Annotated in this window: 15 protein-coding genes; 8 read left to right on the top strand and 7 right to left on the bottom strand. The window is 66.8% G+C overall.

What is annotated here, in order from left to right; all coding sequences use genetic code 11:
- Positions 1–9: 9 nt before the first annotated feature.
- Positions 10–1,170 carry an ADP-forming succinate--CoA ligase subunit beta gene (gene sucC, locus U6958_RS32120; RefSeq protein WP_016449395.1) on the bottom strand — a complete coding sequence of 387 codons (1,161 nt, stop codon included), beginning with the start codon at positions 1,168–1,170 and terminating at the stop codon, positions 10–12.
- 435 nt (positions 1,171–1,605) lie between these two features.
- Here sucC and argC point away from each other — a divergent pair, with 435 nt between their 5' ends.
- Genes argC through yddG form a run of 3 tightly spaced genes read left to right on the top strand, consistent with a single transcriptional unit; the run spans position 1,606 to position 5,361 of the window.
- On the top strand, positions 1,606–2,538 hold the full coding sequence (gene argC / locus U6958_RS32115) for an N-acetyl-gamma-glutamyl-phosphate reductase (protein ID WP_017405114.1): 933 nt from the start codon (positions 1,606–1,608) through the stop codon (positions 2,536–2,538).
- On the top strand, positions 2,535–4,418 hold the full coding sequence (locus U6958_RS32110; RefSeq protein WP_074920883.1) for a hypothetical protein: 1,884 nt from the start codon (positions 2,535–2,537) through the stop codon (positions 4,416–4,418). Before argC ends, U6958_RS32110 begins: the two co-directional genes overlap by 4 nt.
- 22 nt (positions 4,419–4,440) lie before the next feature.
- Positions 4,441–5,361 (top strand): aromatic amino acid DMT transporter YddG, encoded by a 921-nt coding sequence (gene yddG / locus U6958_RS32105; RefSeq protein WP_074920882.1) that lies wholly within the window; start codon positions 4,441–4,443, stop codon positions 5,359–5,361.
- Here yddG and recX read toward each other — a convergent pair.
- Positions 5,358–5,837, bottom strand: a complete 480-nt coding sequence (recX, locus tag U6958_RS32100) for a recombination regulator RecX (protein WP_074920881.1) — start codon at positions 5,835–5,837, stop codon at positions 5,358–5,360. The two genes, yddG and recX, sit on opposite strands and share 4 nt — an antisense overlap.
- 202 nt (positions 5,838–6,039) lie before the next feature.
- Positions 6,040–7,143 carry a recombinase RecA gene (gene recA / locus U6958_RS32095; protein ID WP_016454235.1) on the bottom strand — a complete coding sequence of 368 codons (1,104 nt, stop codon included), beginning with the start codon at positions 7,141–7,143 and terminating at the stop codon, positions 6,040–6,042.
- Positions 7,144–7,290: 147 nt separating this feature from the next.
- Between recA and U6958_RS32090 the strand changes: the two genes are divergently transcribed.
- The 3 genes from U6958_RS32090 (at position 7,291) to U6958_RS32080 (ending at position 10,161) form a co-directional block, all read left to right on the top strand.
- Entirely contained in the window at positions 7,291–7,791 is a 501-nt protein-coding gene (locus U6958_RS32090; RefSeq protein ID WP_017407164.1) for a MarR family winged helix-turn-helix transcriptional regulator, read from the top strand.
- A 100-nt stretch (positions 7,792–7,891) separates the two neighbouring features.
- The gene (locus U6958_RS32085; protein WP_012202808.1) at positions 7,892–8,566 is read left to right on the top strand and encodes a response regulator transcription factor; all 675 of its coding nucleotides are present in this window, start codon (positions 7,892–7,894) and stop codon (positions 8,564–8,566) included.
- A gap of 95 nt (positions 8,567–8,661) precedes the next feature.
- Positions 8,662–10,161, top strand: a complete 1,500-nt coding sequence (locus tag U6958_RS32080) for a sensor histidine kinase (RefSeq protein WP_074920880.1) — start codon at positions 8,662–8,664, stop codon at positions 10,159–10,161.
- Here U6958_RS32080 and U6958_RS32075 read toward each other — a convergent pair.
- On the bottom strand, positions 10,145–11,125 hold the full coding sequence (locus U6958_RS32075) for a LysR substrate-binding domain-containing protein (protein ID WP_016454232.1): 981 nt from the start codon (positions 11,123–11,125) through the stop codon (positions 10,145–10,147). The genes U6958_RS32080 and U6958_RS32075 overlap by 17 nt on opposite strands.
- A gap of 109 nt (positions 11,126–11,234) precedes the next feature.
- Between U6958_RS32075 and U6958_RS32070 the strand changes: the two genes are divergently transcribed.
- Positions 11,235–12,203, top strand: coding sequence for a tripartite tricarboxylate transporter substrate binding protein (locus tag U6958_RS32070; protein WP_026062916.1), 969 nt, complete (start codon positions 11,235–11,237; stop codon positions 12,201–12,203).
- A gap of 175 nt (positions 12,204–12,378) precedes the next feature.
- A complete protein-coding gene (locus tag U6958_RS32065) occupies positions 12,379–13,311 on the top strand; it encodes an N-formylglutamate amidohydrolase (RefSeq protein ID WP_047218928.1) in 933 nt (310 codons plus the stop codon).
- Positions 13,312–13,385: 74 nt separating this feature from the next.
- On the opposite strand, the gene U6958_RS32060 is transcribed toward U6958_RS32065, so the two are convergent.
- From U6958_RS32060 to U6958_RS32050, 3 genes are read right to left on the bottom strand one after another with little or no spacing between them, the layout of a single operon-like run.
- On the bottom strand, positions 13,386–14,117 hold the full coding sequence (locus U6958_RS32060) for a hypothetical protein (RefSeq protein ID WP_017407049.1): 732 nt from the start codon (positions 14,115–14,117) through the stop codon (positions 13,386–13,388).
- Positions 14,118–14,151: 34 nt separating this feature from the next.
- Positions 14,152–14,982 carry a biotin--[acetyl-CoA-carboxylase] ligase gene (locus U6958_RS32055; protein WP_016449407.1) on the bottom strand — a complete coding sequence of 277 codons (831 nt, stop codon included), beginning with the start codon at positions 14,980–14,982 and terminating at the stop codon, positions 14,152–14,154.
- On the bottom strand, positions 14,979–15,629 hold the full coding sequence (locus tag U6958_RS32050; RefSeq protein ID WP_074920879.1) for an SET domain-containing protein: 651 nt from the start codon (positions 15,627–15,629) through the stop codon (positions 14,979–14,981). The genes U6958_RS32055 and U6958_RS32050 overlap by 4 nt, the downstream gene beginning before the upstream one ends.
- Positions 15,630–15,663: the final 34 nt, after the last annotated feature.

Genomic DNA, 15,663 nt, shown 5'->3' with positions numbered 1-15,663 from the left:
CGGGCCTGCTTACTTGACGGCTTCGACGATCTTCGTGGCCGCTTCGGCCATGGTGTCGGCGCTGATGATGGGCAGGCCGGACTCGGCCAGCATCTTCTTGCCCAGTTCTTCGTTCGTGCCCTTCATGCGCACGACCAGGGGCACTTGCAGGTTCACGGCCTTGCAGGCAGTGATCACGCCGGTGGCGATGGTGTCGCACTTCATGATGCCGCCGAAGATGTTGACCAGAATGCCTTCGACCTTGGGGTTCTTCAGCATGATCTTGAAGGCTTCGGTGACCTTCTCGGGGGTGGCGCCGCCGCCCACGTCCAGGAAGTTGGCCGGCTCGCCGCCGAACAGCTTGATGGTGTCCATGGTGGCCATGGCCAGGCCGGCACCGTTGACCAGGCAGCCGATGTTGCCGTCCAGCGAGATGTAGGCCAGATCGAACTTGGAGGCTTCGACTTCGGCGGGATCTTCTTCGTCCAGGTCGCGCAATGCCACGATTTCGGGCAGGCGGAACAGGGCGTTGGCGTCGAAGTTGAACTTGGCGTCCAGGGCAATGACATTGCCCTTGCTGTCACGGTTCAGGGGGTTGATTTCGACCAGCGAGGCATCCGTGTCCATGTAGCACTTGTAGAGCTTCTGGCAGATGTCGATGAACTGGGCAGTGGAGTCGGCAGGCATGCCGATGCCCTTGGCCAGCTCTTCGCCCTGGGCCTGGGTCAGACCGACCAGGGGATCGACGAAGATGGTGATGATCTTCTCGGGCGTGGAGTGGGCCACTTCCTCGATGTCCATGCCGCCTTCGCTGGAAGCGATGAAGGCCACCTTCTGCGTGGCGCGGTCGGTCACGCACGACAGGTAGTATTCCTTCTGGATGTCGGCGCCGTCTTCGATGTACAGGCGGCGGACCTTCTGGCCTTCGGGGCCGGTCTGGTGCGTGACCAGCTGCATGCCCAGGATCTGGCCAGCCAGTGCCTTGACGTCGTCGATGCTCTTAGCAACCTTCACGCCGCCGCCCTTGCCGCGACCACCAGCGTGGATCTGGGCCTTCACGACCCACACGGGGCCGCCGAGCTTCTGGGCGGCCTCGACGGCCTCTTGCACTGTGAACGCAGGGATACCGCGAGGTACAGGCACACCAAACTGACGCAAGATGTCCTTGCCTTGGTATTCATGAATCTTCATGATGTCTCTCTCAAACAAATAGGGGGGGATTGACCCGGTAGCCCTGGGGTGCTGCCTCAAGGCGGAGTGACCTGGCAATCGCCGAATGTACCATGCTGCACTGCGCCATCCGACACGCCCCCATGCGCAGAATCCACAATTTCCTGCGGGCCAAGCAGCATGCCAGGAACTGTGCAATGCATTGATATGTCAGGGAAAAGACGGTTTCCCGACATTTCCTCCAGACGCCACAGCTCTTTTGTCTTATAGAGGATCTGCAGGCGGCCCTGCCCGCCGTTTGTAACAGGCGCATGTCAGCGGCCCTGGATCGCCGCTGCCAACCGTTTTGCGACAACGGGCGCAGGGGGACCCGGTTTCGGTGAGAATCCGCAGCTGGAACGCGGCAATGGTGCCGCAGCGGCTCCAGGAGGGCCGCGCAGCAGGAGAAATACAGCGATGGCAAAAGTCTTTATCGATGGCGAAGCAGGCACGACAGGGCTGCAGATCCGTGAGCGTCTGGTCGATCTGTCCGGCGTGGAGCTGGTCAGCATTGCGCCCGAGCTGCGAAAGGATCCTGCTGCCAAGCGTGCGCTGATCGCCGGCGTGGACCTGGTCATCCTGTGCCTGCATGACGACGCTGCGCGCGAAACCGTGGCCATGGTCGACGCCATCGAGGCCGAGACCGGCCGCGCCATCAAGATCATCGATGCCTCCACCGCCCACCGCGTGGCGCCGGGCTGGGTCTACGGCTTTCCCGAGCTGCGCAAGGGCCAGCTGGACGCCGTCAAGGCTGCCACGCGCGTGGCCAACCCCGGCTGCTATGCCACGGGCGCCATCGCACTGCTGCACCCGCTGGTGGCGGCAGGCCTCATTCCAGCCGACTACGCGCTGAGCCTGCCCTCGGTGTCCGGCTACTCGGGCGGCGGCCGCAGCATGATCGAAGCCTACGAGGCCGGCACGGCCGCGCCTTACGAGGCCTATGCGCTGGGCCTGTCGCACAAGCACATTCCCGAAATCCTGCACTACACGGGCATGACGCGCCGCCCGGTCTTCATTCCTGCCGTGGGCAATTTCCGCCAGGGCATGCTGGTGCAACTGCCCCTGCATCTGGACCTGCTGCCGGGCGCGCCCAAGGCCGCCGATCTGCACGATGCGCTGGCCGCCCATTACGCGGCGACCAACACGCCCGAGCAATGGGTGTCGGTGCTGCCGCCCACCGAAGACATGAAGCTGGCTGCCGATACGCTGACCGACACGAACAAGCTGGAGCTGCGTGTGTTCGCCAATGAGCAGTACCGCCAGGCCGTGCTGATCGCCCGTCTGGACAACCTGGGCAAGGGCGCCAGCGGCGCCGCCGTGCAGAACCTGCAGATCATGCTGGGCCTGTGAGGCCCCCCGCGCCCCCGTCCTTGCCGGGCCGGCGCGGTCCGGTCTGGGGCCATGTCCTGGCCCTGGCCGTGCTGTGTCTGCTGATCGTTGTGTTCGCCTGGAAGCTGCGGCCGGCATTGCCTTCCTCATCGCGCCTGCTGCTGAGTCCGCTGCTGGGCAATATGGAAGCCTGCCTGGTGCAGGACGGGCTGCGCGAGGATTTTCCCAAGGAATTCCAGCAGGTGCCTGCCAGTTGCCTGGGCCCTCAGGGCTCAGCCGCGGAAATGGTGAAAGCCACGCTGCAGCGCTTGGGCCGGCCGCAGGGCGAGGGGCTGGAGCTGGGCTATACGCTCAGCGTGCCTCTGCTGCGCTATGTGCAGTGGAACGGCCGGGCCTGGGAAGTCCGGGGCGAGGCGCTGGACCGCGTGGTGCGCACGGTGGCGCAGGCGCAGCGGCCCGTGGTGCTCTACCTGTTCGCCACGCATTTCGAGGTCCACTCCCAGGCCGAGGAGCGCCTGGCCGCCGATCCCGCCAATCTGGCCTGGACGCCCAAGGGACCGCTGCCGCTGGACACCTATCTGGGCGCGCGCATCTTCCCGTGGTCGGTTGCGCGGCAGGACAATGAAATCACGCGCGTGCGCAAGCTGGTGGTTGATGCCCTGGCCGAGCGCATGTGCGCTGCGGGCGATGCCGCCATGCATCCGCTGCGTGCGCTCACCGTGCTGGGCGAGACGCACCAGCTGTTCCCGGGTTTCGAGGCCGGCATGGGGTTCGCGGCCGAAGGCTATGCGGTCACCGACTACAGCCCTGCATCCGTGGCGGGCTTCCATGCATTCCTGCGCCAGCGCTATGGCGACATTGCGCGGCTCAATGCCCATCTGAAGTCGGAGTTCGCCAGCTTCGATGCGGTGGAGCCTCCGTCGCGCAACATCCGCAGCGAGCCGCTGCAGAACTTCTTCCAGCACATCGACAGCTATGCGGCTGGCACGGTCCCGGTGTCCGGCTGGGTTCACTCGCCCGACGCGAAGCTGCAAAAGCAACTGGCCGTGGCCGTCTTCGTGGACGGGCGCCCTTACTCGCACGCCCCCGTGCACATGCACCGCCAGGATGTGGCCCAGGCCAAGCCTGATTTCCTCACGCCCGATGTGGGCTGGCGTGCCGACATCCGCTATCCGGCGCTGGGCGAGGGCCTGCACCGCATCGACGTGGTGCTGCAGGCCGGCGGGCGCAGCCTGGGCCTGCTGGCCACGCGCCAGATCGCCGTGATGGACCGCCACCAGGGCGAGCCCAGGCCCCATGCCGCCGAGGCCTTGCCTGACTTCGGCAAGCTGCCCGATGGTGTGGAGTTCTGGGTGGACAGCCCGCAGGACCGGCTGGCGCTGTTCTACAACCCGCTGGCGACGGACTGGAACGATTTTCGCAAGCAGCAGGTGGCCGACTACATCCAGGGCTTTTCCGAGCACATCGGGCACGGCTGCCTGGGCCGGGTGCCTCGCTTTGCCCACCAGCTCAACCCCCATGCGAATCCGAGCTGGGACGCCAGCCGCTACGCCGTGGAGCGCAGCCTGCAGCGCATGCCGGGGCTGTCCCTGGGTGTCAGCCTGTATGGCGAAGACACCTATGGGCCGCTGGTCGGCCAGATGCTGCGCCGCTATGGCCACACCGCCTATGGCGTGACGGAGTTCCATCCGCTGGTGGCCCTGTCGCCACAGCGGCTGGAGAAAGTGCTGACCATGCACCGCCGCCAGGGCGCGCGCTTCCTGTCCTTCTTCATGGAGGCGCGGCCCGAGGACGCGACCGGCACGCAGTCCAGCAACGAGTTCTCCTTCGATGCGGATAACCGCGCGCACGGCTCGGACGCGCTTTACCGCTCGCTGCGCCAGGTGCTGCAGCCGCACTGACCTGCCGCGCGCAGCCTTTTCCATGTCTTCAGCGCACAGCAGTTCCCCTGCAGCCGCAGGCCGGGCCACCGCCATCGGCCTGCTGGCCGTGGTGTGCTGGAGCTGCACCGTGGGCCTGATGCGCTCGGTGGCCGAACCGCTGGGCGCCGTGGGCGGCGCTGCCATGCTCTATACCGTCAGCGCCATCTGCGTGGCCGCCGTGCGCGGTCTGCCCAGGCCTTCGCAGTGGCGAACCATGCACCCAGCCTATTTCTGGGGCTGCGGCCTACTGTTTGCGGTCTATGAAATCTGTCTGTCGCTGGCGATCGGTCTGGCGCAGGACCGCGCCCAGGCACTGGAGCTGGGGCTGATCAATTACCTGTGGCCCAGCCTGACCATCGTCTTGGCGGTGCTGCTGCGCCAGCAGCATGCGCGCTGGTGGCTGTGGCCCGGCGTGCTGCTGTGCCTGTGGGGGCTGACGCGCGTGCTGGGCGGCGAGTCCCTGCAGATGCATGACATGGCAGACCACATGCTGGCCAATCCGCTGGCCTATGGACTCGCCTTTGGCGCGGCTCTGCTGTGGCCCTGCTATTCGCTGGCTGCTCGGCGCTGGGGTGGGGGGCACAATGCCGTGGGGTTGTTCCTGATCTGGACTGCGCTGGCGCTGTGGATCAAGTGGTTGTGGCTGGGTGGCGAAGGCGGCATGCACTGGTCAGGCACCGTGGTGCTGCAGCTGCTGGCCGTGGGCGGGCTCACGGCCATGGGCTACAGCTGCTGGGAGCACGGCATACAGCACGGGCATCTGGCCGTGATGGCGGCGGCCTCGTACTTCACGCCCGTGTTCTCTGCCTTGCTGGCCAGTGCCTGGCTGCAGGTGCAGCCGGGCTGGGGCTTCTGGCAGGGCGTGGCGCTGGTGACCGTGGGGTCGCTGGTGTGCTGGGGCGCAACCCGGCGCGTGGATTAGTTGCCTTCGTCTGCAGCTCCGTCATCCCAGTCTTCGCTGCGCCCGCGCAGCACCTTGCTCGCTATTTCTCCGCCAAAGCCGCGCGCGGCCAGAAAGCGCATCTGCTTGAGGCGTTCCTGCGGGGTGGCCGGCGGTGTGCCGAAGCGCTGGCGCCATACGGCATGGGCGCGCTGCAGTTCGGTGGCGCGCAACTGTTCTGCGGCGGCGCGCACCAGGCCATCGTCCAGCCCCTTGCTGCGCAGCTCCTGCACCACGCGCGATGTTCCAAAGCGCGCGGCCTTGCGGTGCAGCACGGACTCGGCCACGCGCTCGGCGCTGATGAAGCCGCGCTTCTCCAGCGCGTCGAGCATGGCGCCCAGGTCCTCGCCTTCCTCAACATGGGGGGCGAGCTTGCGTTCCAGCTCCAGCCGTGAATGTTCGCGCTGGCCCAGCAGCTTGAGCGCCCGGCCCTTGAGCGACAGCTTGGCGAATCCCATGCGGCAATGTCTCCTGAATCATCCCGAATAAAAAAGGTCCCCACGCTCCCCTTGCTGCGCAAGGTCCGCTGCCCCCCAAGGGGGCCGCTTTTTTGCCTTGGGGCGTCCCGGCGATAAAAAAGGCGCAGACGTGAGCCTGCGCCAAGATGGCAAACACAGTGTGCGCAGGCGCTGCGGCGCCTGCTGTGAGGGGTCTGGGCGCTCAGGCTTCGATCACGCCGTCCTTGTCGGCCTTGGCCTTGCCCGCCTTGGCAGCCTTGGCTTCGGGGGCATCGCCGCCGGCCGTGGGCAGCAGGGCAATGCCCAGGCTGTCGCGCACCTTGTTCTCGATCTCCACGGCCAGGCCGCTGTTCTCGCGCAGGAATTCGCGGGCGTTGTCGCGACCCTGGCCGATCTTTTCGCCGTTGTAGGCGTACCAGGCCCCCGACTTGTCGAGGATCTTGGCGTTGACGCCCATGTCCAGGATTTCACCTTCGCGCGAGATGCCTTCGCCGAAGAGGATGTCGAACTCGGCGGTCTTGAACGGGGGCGAGACCTTGTTCTTGACGACCTTGACCTTGGTTTCGTTGCCGATGGCTTCGTCGCCCTTCTTGATGGTGCCGGTGCGGCGGATGTCCAGGCGGACCGAGGCGTAGAACTTCAGCGCATTGCCGCCCGTGGTGGTTTCGGGGCTGCCGAACATCACGCCGATCTTCATGCGGATCTGGTTGATGAAGATGACCATGCAATTGGTCTTCTTGATGGTGGAGGTCAGCTTGCGCAGCGCCTGGCTCATCAGGCGGGCCTGCAGGCCGGGCAGCTGGTCGCCCATCTCGCCTTCGATTTCGGCGCGGGGTGTCAGTGCGGCCACCGAGTCCACGACGATCATGTCCACGGCGCCCGAGCGCACCAGGCTGTCCACGATTTCCAGGGCCTGCTCGCCGGTGTCGGGCTGGCTGATCAGCACTTCGTTGAGGTTCACGCCCAGCTTCTGGGCGTAGCTGGTGTCCAGTGCGTGTTCTGCGTCGATGAAGGCGCAGGTGCCGCCCTGCTTTTGCATTTCGGCGATGACCTGCAGCGTCAGCGTGGTCTTGCCCGAGGATTCAGGGCCGTAGATCTCGATCACGCGGCCACGGGGCAGGCCGCCCACACCCAGGGCGATGTCCAGGCCCAGCGAGCCGGTGGAGACGACCTGGATGTCCTGGATGGCTTCGCCTTCACCCAGGCGCATGATCGTGCCCTTGCCGAACTGCTTTTCGATCTGGGCGAGTGCGGCCTGCAGGGCCTTGGCTTTTTCACTGTTGGCGGTGGTGACGGCGGTGTTCATGCGGACTCCTGGGTTGGGTATGGATTCAGCTCTGTATTTGCATTCAGGCTGGATGCTTGAACAGTAGTTTATGGGCTTGCTGCCTTGATTTGTTGGTGTTTTTGGTCAGTTTTCCTGACTTGTTGGATTTGCCTTCACAATGCATCCATGAGTGAGCTTTCCCCTGTCACGCCGCCCGCCGACGCCTGGCGCCAGACCCACCTGGGCCGGTTGCTCGGCCATGCCATGCGGCGGTTCGACGCGCGTGTGCTGCAGCTCATGGCGCGCGATGTTGAGGTGCCGCTGGCACTGTCCAACCTCGCTGCGCGCGACAAGGTGGGGGCGGCCCATATCCACATCACGCGGCATCTGTCGCTGGCTGGCGACCGGCTGACGGACCTGGCAGAGCGCGCAGGCATGACCAAGCAGTCCATGGGCGACCTGGTGACCCAGTGCGAGGCCTGGGGCCTGGTCACGCGCGAGAGCGACGAGCGCGATGCGCGCGCGCGCCGCATCCGCTTCACGCCAGCGGGCCTGGCCTGGCTGCAGGCTTTCCATGACGCCGTCTCCCAGGCCGAGGCCGAATTCCGCGAGGAAGTCGGCGACGACATCGCCACCGTGGTGGCGCTGGGGCTGGAGGCCTACGCGGGCGGCGGCTCACTCGGGTAAGGTCCCTGCCCGCGCTGCGGGGCGCATCCTAGAATCCTGGGAATTAAAGGCGCGCATTTCCAACTCCCAGAGCGCGCCTGCATTACAGGAGACATCCCCCATGCGCATTCTGATTGCCGAAGACGACCAGGTCCTGGCCGATGGCCTGCTGCGCAGCCTGCGCGGCTCGGGCGCCGTGGTCAGCCATGTGGCCAATGGCAGCGAGGCCGACACCGCGCTGATGACCAGCAGCGAATTCGATTTGCTGATCCTGGACCTGGGCCTGCCCAAGATGCACGGTCTCGAAGTGCTCAAGAAACTGCGCGGCCGCGGCGATGCGCTGCCGGTGCTCATCCTCACGGCGGCCGACAGCGTGGAGGAGCGCGTGCAGGGGCTGGACTACGGTGCCGACGACTACATGGCCAAGCCGTTTGCGCTGTCCGAGCTGGAGGCGCGCGTGCGCGCCCTCACGCGGCGCGGCATGGGCGGCGCCAGCAGCACCATCAAGCACGGCCCGCTGGTCTACGACCAGGCCGGCCGCGTGGCCACCATCGACGGCAAGATGGTCGAGCTGTCGGCGCGCGAGCTGGGCCTGCTGGAAGTGCTGCTGCAGCGGGCCGGCCGGCTGGTCAGCAAGGACCAGTTGGTCGAGCGCCTGTGCGAGTGGGGCGACGAAGTCAGCAACAACGCCATCGAGGTCTACATCCACCGGCTGCGCAAGAAGATAGAGCGCGGCCCCATCCGCATCGCCACCGTGCGCGGCCTGGGCTACTGCCTTGAGAAGATCGCGTCCTGAGGCCGCTGCCGTGGCTGTCAGGCCCGGGTTGGCTTGCCTGCGCATAGTGGTGGTTGCCGCGGGGCCGTGAACCCGTCGTAAGGGGCTGCCCGCCGATGAAAATCTTCCAGCGTGAACAGCGCTCCCTGTTCGGCGAGATCCTTGACTGGATGCTCACGCCGCTGCTGCTGCTGTGGCCCGTGAGCCTGGCGCTGACCTGGCTGGTGGCCCAGGGCCTGGCCAACAAACCCTTCGACCGCGCGCTGGAATACAACGCCCAGGCGCTGGCCCAGCTGGTGATGGTGCAGCACGGCAAGGTGCTGTTCAACCTGCCGCAGTCGGCCAGCGAGATCCTGCGTGCCGACGAATCGGACACCGTGTATTTCCAGGTGCTGGGCGTGAAGGGCGAATACCTGGCCGGCGAGCGCGACCTGCCGCCGCCGCCCGAACCCGACGAGGCTCTGACTGGCGCGACGCCTCCAGGCTTGCCGTCCGGCGGCACCGTGCAGTTGCGCGATGCGGAATTTCGCGGCATCGATCTGCGCGTGGCCCATGTCTGGGTGCGCATGCCCCTGCCGGGCGAACCGCAGGCCCTGGTCCAGGTGGCCGAGACGCGCGAAAAGCGCAGCGTGCTGGCCACGGAAATCATCAAGGGCGTGATGCTGCCGCAGTTCGTCATCCTGCCGCTGGCCGCGCTGCTGGTGTGGCTGGCGCTGGCGCGCGGCATCAAGCCGCTGCACCGGCTGGAGGAGCGCATCCGCGCGCGCCGGCCCGAGGACCTTTCGCCCATCAACCACAAGGACGTGCCGCTGGAAGTCGTGCCGCTGGTGGATTCGGTCAATGACCTGCTGGGCCGCCTGGGCGACTCGCTGGCTACGCAAAAGCGCTTCCTGGCCGACGCGGCCCACCAGCTCAAGACACCGCTGGCCGGGCTGCGCATGCAGGCCGAACTGGCCCAGCGCGAGGGCGTGAGCACGGAGGAGTTGCGGCAGTCCCTGGCACAGATTGCGCGCTCCAGCATCCGCGCCACGCACACGGTGAGCCAGTTGCTGGCGCTGGCGCGCGCCGAGAGCGCCGGCGTGGGCCGCGGCCTGGCCATGCAGCCCTGCAACCTGGTGCGCATCGTCACCGACGTGGTGCGCGACTGCCTGCCGCGCGCCATGGACAAGCATGTGGACCTGGGATACGACGGCGCCGAGTCATCGGCCACCGGCGTCTGGCTGCAGGGCAATGCCACGCTGCTGACCGAGCTGGTGCGCAACCTCGTGGACAACGCCATCAACTACACGCCTTCCACCAGCAGCCGGCCGGGCATGGTCACCGTGCGTGTGCTGGCCGATCCTTTTGGTCAGGTCCTGCTGCTGCAGGTGGAGGATTCGGGGCCGGGCGTGCCCGAGGCCGAGCGCGAGCTGGTGTTCCAGCCGTTCTACCGCGTGCTGGGCTCGGAGGCCGATGGCTCGGGCCTGGGCCTGCCCATCGTGCTGGAGATTGCGCGCCAGCATGGCGGGCAGGTGGTGCTGGAGGATGCGCATCCGGGCCAGCAGCCACCGGGCGCACGCTTCAGCGTGCGCTTCACGGCACTGCGCTCGCCGCCGCCGCCTAAGCCTGCGGCATAGGTGGCGCCTGACCGGCTGCCGCAGGGGCATCGGGGGCTACAGGGGCCATCGCCACCCGTCCCGGTGTCTGCGCCGCATGGTCCACCAACCAGTTGCGGAAGATGCCCAGCGTGCCATGGTTGGCACGGTCGGCCGGATAGCACAGCCAGTAGCCCAGGGCGCTCTGGTAGCCGTGCTGGGGCAGGGGCTCGTTCACCAGGCCGGCGGCAAGCTCGTCAAGCACCAGGCAGCGTGGCACCAGTGCGATGCCCATGCCCGCCATCACGGCGCGGATGATGGTCTGGAACTGGTCGAACTGCGGGCCCGCCAGCGGGCTGATGCCGTGGATGCCGTGGGCCTCGCTCCAGCGCGCCCAGGCGTCGGCAATGGTCACGTGGCGCAGCCGCGTGCAGCGCGCCACGTCCTGGGGCGTGGTGATGCGCGCCTCGGGGCCCGTGCCATGTGGCGGTGCGATCAGCGCCACCTGGCGGCCCACCAGATAGTGGGCGTGCGCGCCGCTCCAATGCCCGTCCCCGAACAAAATCGCGCAGTCCAGACCCGGACTGTCAAATTGGTAGCTGTGTACGTAGGGTACAAAGTGCAGCGTGATCTGTGGATAGCGCTGCTGAAACTGGGGCAGCCTGGGGATCAGCCACTTGGCCGCGAAAGTCGGCAGCGATGACAGGTGCAGCGCGCCTCGGCTGTCATCGCTGGTGATGAGTTCGAGGGTGGCCGCCTCCAGCTGGCCCAGCAGGGCGCGCACGGCGCGCTCGTAGCGTTCGCCCGCAGGCGTCAGGCTCAAGCGCTTGCGCTCGCGTTCGAACAGCGGCACGCCCACCCACTTCTCCAGCTCCTGGATCTGCTTGCTGACTGCGCTTTGCGTCAAGTGCAAGGCTTCGGCCGCGCGCGAGACACCTCCGAAGCGCACCACGGTGGAGAAGGCGCGCAGCAGATGTATGGGCGGGTTGAGGCGGCGCAAACTCATGACAGGGATATGATGAAACTATTCCTGTTCGGAATATTAACAGGCACAGTATTTGCTTTTTTTGTGAGCAGATTTCTTTTAATCTGACCTTGTTTGTAAGAAAGATCCTATGCAACGACGCCATTTCCTTGCTTCCATCGCCGCTTCTTCTGTCGTTCCTGGAATGTCCTTCGCCCAGGAAACCACCCGTCCCCTGCGCATCGTCGTTCCGTTCCCTGCTGGTGGCTCCACCGACATGGTCCCGCGCAACATGCAGGACGTGCTGCCCAAGTTGCTGGGCGGCCAGGCGGTGGTGATCGAGAACAAGGCCGGCGCCGGCGGCTCCATCGGCATGGCCGAAGTGGCACGTGCCACCGACGGCGTGACCTTCGGCATTGCCACGCTGTCCACCCATGGCGTGAACCCTGCCGTGTTCAAGAAGCTGCCCTACGACGCCATCAATGACTTCGTCGGCGTGACCGAGATCGTCAAGGCGCCCGGCGTGATCGTGATCAACCCCAAGCTGGTGCCTGCCAACAACTTTGCCGAGTTCGTGAAGTACCTGAAGGCCAACCCCGGCAAGGTCAGCTTCGCCACGCCCGGCAACGGCACCATCGGCCACATGTGGGGCGCCCAGTTCATGAAGAGCACGGGCACAGAGATGCAGCACATTCCCTACCGTGGTGCAGGCCCGGCCATCAACGACGTGCTCGGCGGCCAGGTGCCCGTGTACTTCGACCAGGTCGCGTCCTCGCTGCCCCACATCAAGGGCGGCAAGGTCAAGGCCCTGGCCGTGTCCTGGCATGAGCGCCTGGACGTGCTGCCCGATGTGCAGACCTACGCCGAAGCCGGCCACGCCGACCTGAACGATCCTTCCTGGTTCGGCCTCGTGGCCCCCAAGAGCACGCCGCCCGAGCAGATCGCCCGCGTGCAAAAGGCCATCGCGGCCGCGCTCAAGGACCCGGCCGTGCAAAAGCGCATGGCTGCCCAGGGCCTGTACATCTCCGGCACCAGCAGCGATGCTTTCACCAAGCAGATCGCCAGCGAAGTGGCCAAGATGAAGAAGATTGCCGCCACGGCCCAGATCCAGCTGGATTAAAGGCTCCCCCTGAGGCGCTTCGCGCCTTCCCCCTCTCTCGCTTCGCGGGAGGGGGACGACGCCCTCGCTGCGGGGCGGCCCTTGCTCGGCGTCCCTGGCCTGGGACGCGCCAGTTTCATGGCGGGCTGGCCGCAGCGCAGCGGTGCAATGCGTAACCGAGATAGACCACTTCCTCATGCATCCCGTCCTGCGACTGATCAGTCAGAACTTCCTGCAATCCCTGCCCGGCGCGGCAGGCTCCGGCGCGGCCGATGCCGCGCAGCCCATGGTGACCAGCGTGGCCGGCACCAGCGCCGTGGTGCTGGACTCGCCGCACAGCGGCACGGTCTACCCGCAGGACTTCGGCTCCTGCCTGCCGCTGGCCACGCTGCGCCAGGCCGAGGACACGCATGTGGAGAAGATCTATGCCTTTGCGCCAGGCATGGGCGTGGGCTGGGTGGAGGCGCATTTCCCGCGCATCTACCTGGATGCCAACCGCGACACCACCGAGATCGACACCACCATGATCGAAGGCGACTGGCCGCTGCCCGTCACCACCGACCAGGTCGTGCTGCAGAAGGTTCGCCTGGGCAAGGGCCTGATCTGGAAGTTCACCGACGAGGGCGTGCCCATCTACGACCGCCAGTTGCCGGCCTCCGAGCTGCTGCAGCGCATCGAGCGCTGCTGGAAGCCCTACCACGCCGCCGTGGAGCGCGCCATTGACGCCGCCCATGCGCGCCATGGCTACAGCATCCACATCAACTGCCATTCCATGCCTTCCGTCGCCGCCAGCCATGCCACGCTGCACCCGGGCCTGGTGCATGCCGACTTCGTCATCGGCGACCGCGACGGCAGCACGGCCAGCCCCGCGCTGTCCGAGCGCATCTGCGCCTTCCTGCGCGAGCGCGGCTACAGCGTGGACTACAACCATCCCTACAAGGGCGTGGAGCTGGTGCGCCGCTACGGCAAGCCTGCCGAGCACCGCCACAGCATCCAGATCGAGATCAACCGCAAGCTCTACATGAACGAGCAGACCCTGGAACTGGACCAGGCCGGCTACCTGCGCCTGACCACCGATCTGAAGGTATTGGTCGAGCAGCTCATGGCCACCGACCCGCGCGCGCTCTGACCCGCGGCGGCTGAAATGAAAAAGGCCCGCGATCCTGTGATCGCGGGCCTTTTCGCATGGCGTGCCCAACGGGTTCAGCAGGGTTTGAACGGCTTGCCCTCGAAGGCCTTGCCGCCCATGGCCTCGACCTGGCTGCGCAGTGCGGCCGTGGCCTGGGGCAGGCGCAGGGTGTAGAGCGTGATGTCGGGGCGCTCCTGCACCACGCGGGCCGTGCGCACGCCCTGGCGCGCGAAGTTGGTCAGCTCGCGCGTGGCCGCTTCCTCGGTGGAAAAGCGGCCCAGCGACAGGCCCGGCTCCAGCGCGCCGCCCGCACGGTCGAAATCGATCTTGCGGGCGCGCAGTTCGGCGCGCTTGCGTTCCAGGAATTCGGCGTCGGGGAACTTGCCCATGTAAACCATCCAGCGGCCCGGCTGGTGCGTGCTGCTCAGGTCCCATTGGTCGCTGGCGACCTGGGCGATGAGGCCGCGGCGCAGCGCCTCGGCATGGCGGTCTTCGATGCCCGTGGCCACCAGGCAGCTGGTGGGCTGGCCTGCAGCCTGGGCGGGCCTGGGTGCAGGGGCGGGCTCCTCGCCGCCTGCCGGGGTGGAGGCCGGCGCTGGCGTGGACGGGGCGGCGGCCGGTGAGGGCGTGGTGGATGCGTTGTCCACGCTCAGCAGGCTCAGCGCCTCGGGGCGCACCTGCTGGGCCAGGCGTTCGGGCTCGGTCGTGGACGGGGGGGCCAGGCCCAGGGCTTGGAGCTGGCCGTGGCTCCAGAGGTAGTAGCCGGCATTGGCCAGCACCAGCAGCAGAAAGGCAATTCGCAGCATGTCGTTTCTCGGCGGGCCTAGTGCATCAATCGCTCTAGCCTACAGCAGCCGGCCGCACGCTGATTTCCGAACTGGTGATGGCCTGCAGGCCGCGCGCCGTGCGCACCAGCAGCGCGCCATCGCGGCCCACGCCTTCGGCCATGCCGCTTTCGCCGTCGCTGAGATTGACGGCGCGCCCGCGCAGCAGGTCGCGCTGGGCAAAGCGGTCCACCAGCGGCGCAAAGCCCTGGGCGGCAAAGGCCTGGATGTCGGACACCAGTCCCGGCAGCACGCAGGCCAGGGCGGTGGGCGCGTCCAGGCGCTCGTCCAGTTCCAGCAGGCTGGCCGGCGGCGTGCGCATGCCGTCGCCGGGGCGGGGGCGCACATTCAGGCCGATGCCCACGACCACGTAGCGCGGCGTGCCGGGCTCATGCGCGGCGCTGCCGACAAAGCTGGCGGTCTCGATCAGGATGCCGCCGAGCTTGCGGTCGCCGTCGATCCACAGGTCGTTGGGCCATTTGAGGCCGATGCGCGGGCGCTGCGAGCCCGGGGCGGGCAATTGCGGCTGCAGGCTTTGCGCCACGCTCAGGCCCACGGCCAGCGACAGGCCGGACCAGTCGGCAGGCGCCAGCGGCATGCCCAGCGAGAAGGTCAGCGAATCGCCCACGCCGCTGGTCCACTGGCGGCCCAGCCGGCCCCGGCCGGCGGTCTGCACTTCGGTCACCAGCAGCACGGGTTCGTTGCGGCCATCGCGGGCGCGTGCCATCAGCTCGGTATTGGTCGAGCCGATGCTGGGCACGATCTCCACGGAAAAGCCCGGCAGTTGCGGCTCGATGGCCTGCCACAGCGACTCCGCAGGCCAGTGGATGGGGGACGAAGCCATCATGCGCCCGCCTTTGTCGAGGATGTGCCGGATTTTTTCTTCGGTTCTTGGGTGGGTTTGCCCAAAGGCTTTGGCGCTTGGGCCTGCTGTTTTTGGGGCCGCTTTGCCTTTTCAGACTTTTCCGATTTCGGCTTTGCGCCGGCCGGCAACGCATCGCCGGGCATGGGCGGGCGCCAGCCGCGCTTGGGCGCCAGCAGCGTGCCGCGGCAGGTGGCCGCACCGCACCAGCAGGGATACTCGGCCTTCAGCTGCCTGGTGTAGGGTTCGTCGATGATCAGGCCGTAGTCGTAGCTCAGCTCCTCGCCGGCGGCGATGTTGCGCAGTGCGACGATGAAGATGCGGCCATCGCGCTCGTCGGTGTAGCAGTTGGGCGCGCAGCTGTGGTTGATCCAGCGCGAGGAATTGCCGCCGTAGTTGGCATCGATCACGCGGTCTTCGTCGATGTGGAAGTAGAAGGTATGGTTGGGCTGGCTGGGGTCGTGCGGGTGCCTGTCCTGGGCTTCCTGCCAGCTGACGATTTCCCCTACGTACTCGACAAGGACCTCGCCTTCGGCAAGATCCTGCACGGCGAAGACGCCCTTGCCATGGACACCCGAGCGGCGGGTCTGGATACGGCGGCCGCCGGAAGGGGCCAAAGCTGTGCGGGGCATGTTTTCTCTGATAACTTGAATAGGCACACATGCG

Source organism: Delftia lacustris (assembly GCF_040267515.1).
In the GTDB taxonomy this organism is placed as follows: domain Bacteria; phylum Pseudomonadota; class Gammaproteobacteria; order Burkholderiales; family Burkholderiaceae_C; genus Comamonas; species Comamonas tsuruhatensis.
The sequence above is the reverse complement of the archived record's forward strand: the minus strand, read 5'-3'. Positions and strand labels throughout refer to the sequence as shown.

What these genes read in the sequence shown, in the direction of transcription:
- sucC (WP_016449395.1), bottom strand. Translation starts at nt 1,170, where the DNA reads ATGAAGATTCATGAATACCAAGGCAAGGACATCTTGCGTCAGTTTGGT.
- U6958_RS32065 (WP_047218928.1), top strand. Translation starts at nt 12,379, where the DNA reads ATGCATCCCGTCCTGCGACTGATCAGTCAGAACTTCCTGCAATCCCTG.
- U6958_RS32055 (WP_016449407.1), bottom strand. Translation starts at nt 14,982, where the DNA reads ATGATGGCTTCGTCCCCCATCCACTGGCCTGCGGAGTCGCTGTGGCAG.
- U6958_RS32085 (WP_012202808.1), top strand. Translation starts at nt 7,892, where the DNA reads ATGCGCATTCTGATTGCCGAAGACGACCAGGTCCTGGCCGATGGCCTG.
- U6958_RS32060 (WP_017407049.1), bottom strand. Translation starts at nt 14,117, where the DNA reads ATGCTGCGAATTGCCTTTCTGCTGCTGGTGCTGGCCAATGCCGGCTAC.
- U6958_RS32090 (WP_017407164.1), top strand. Translation starts at nt 7,291, where the DNA reads ATGAGTGAGCTTTCCCCTGTCACGCCGCCCGCCGACGCCTGGCGCCAG.
- recA (WP_016454235.1), bottom strand. Translation starts at nt 7,143, where the DNA reads ATGAACACCGCCGTCACCACCGCCAACAGTGAAAAAGCCAAGGCCCTG.
- U6958_RS32050 (WP_074920879.1), bottom strand. Translation starts at nt 15,629, where the DNA reads ATGCCCCGCACAGCTTTGGCCCCTTCCGGCGGCCGCCGTATCCAGACC.
- U6958_RS32075 (WP_016454232.1), bottom strand. Translation starts at nt 11,125, where the DNA reads ATGAGTTTGCGCCGCCTCAACCCGCCCATACATCTGCTGCGCGCCTTC.
- argC (WP_017405114.1), top strand. Translation starts at nt 1,606, where the DNA reads ATGGCAAAAGTCTTTATCGATGGCGAAGCAGGCACGACAGGGCTGCAG.
- yddG (WP_074920882.1), top strand. Translation starts at nt 4,441, where the DNA reads ATGTCTTCAGCGCACAGCAGTTCCCCTGCAGCCGCAGGCCGGGCCACC.
- U6958_RS32080 (WP_074920880.1), top strand. Translation starts at nt 8,662, where the DNA reads ATGAAAATCTTCCAGCGTGAACAGCGCTCCCTGTTCGGCGAGATCCTT.
- recX (WP_074920881.1), bottom strand. Translation starts at nt 5,837, where the DNA reads ATGGGATTCGCCAAGCTGTCGCTCAAGGGCCGGGCGCTCAAGCTGCTG.
- U6958_RS32070 (WP_026062916.1), top strand. Translation starts at nt 11,235, where the DNA reads ATGCAACGACGCCATTTCCTTGCTTCCATCGCCGCTTCTTCTGTCGTT.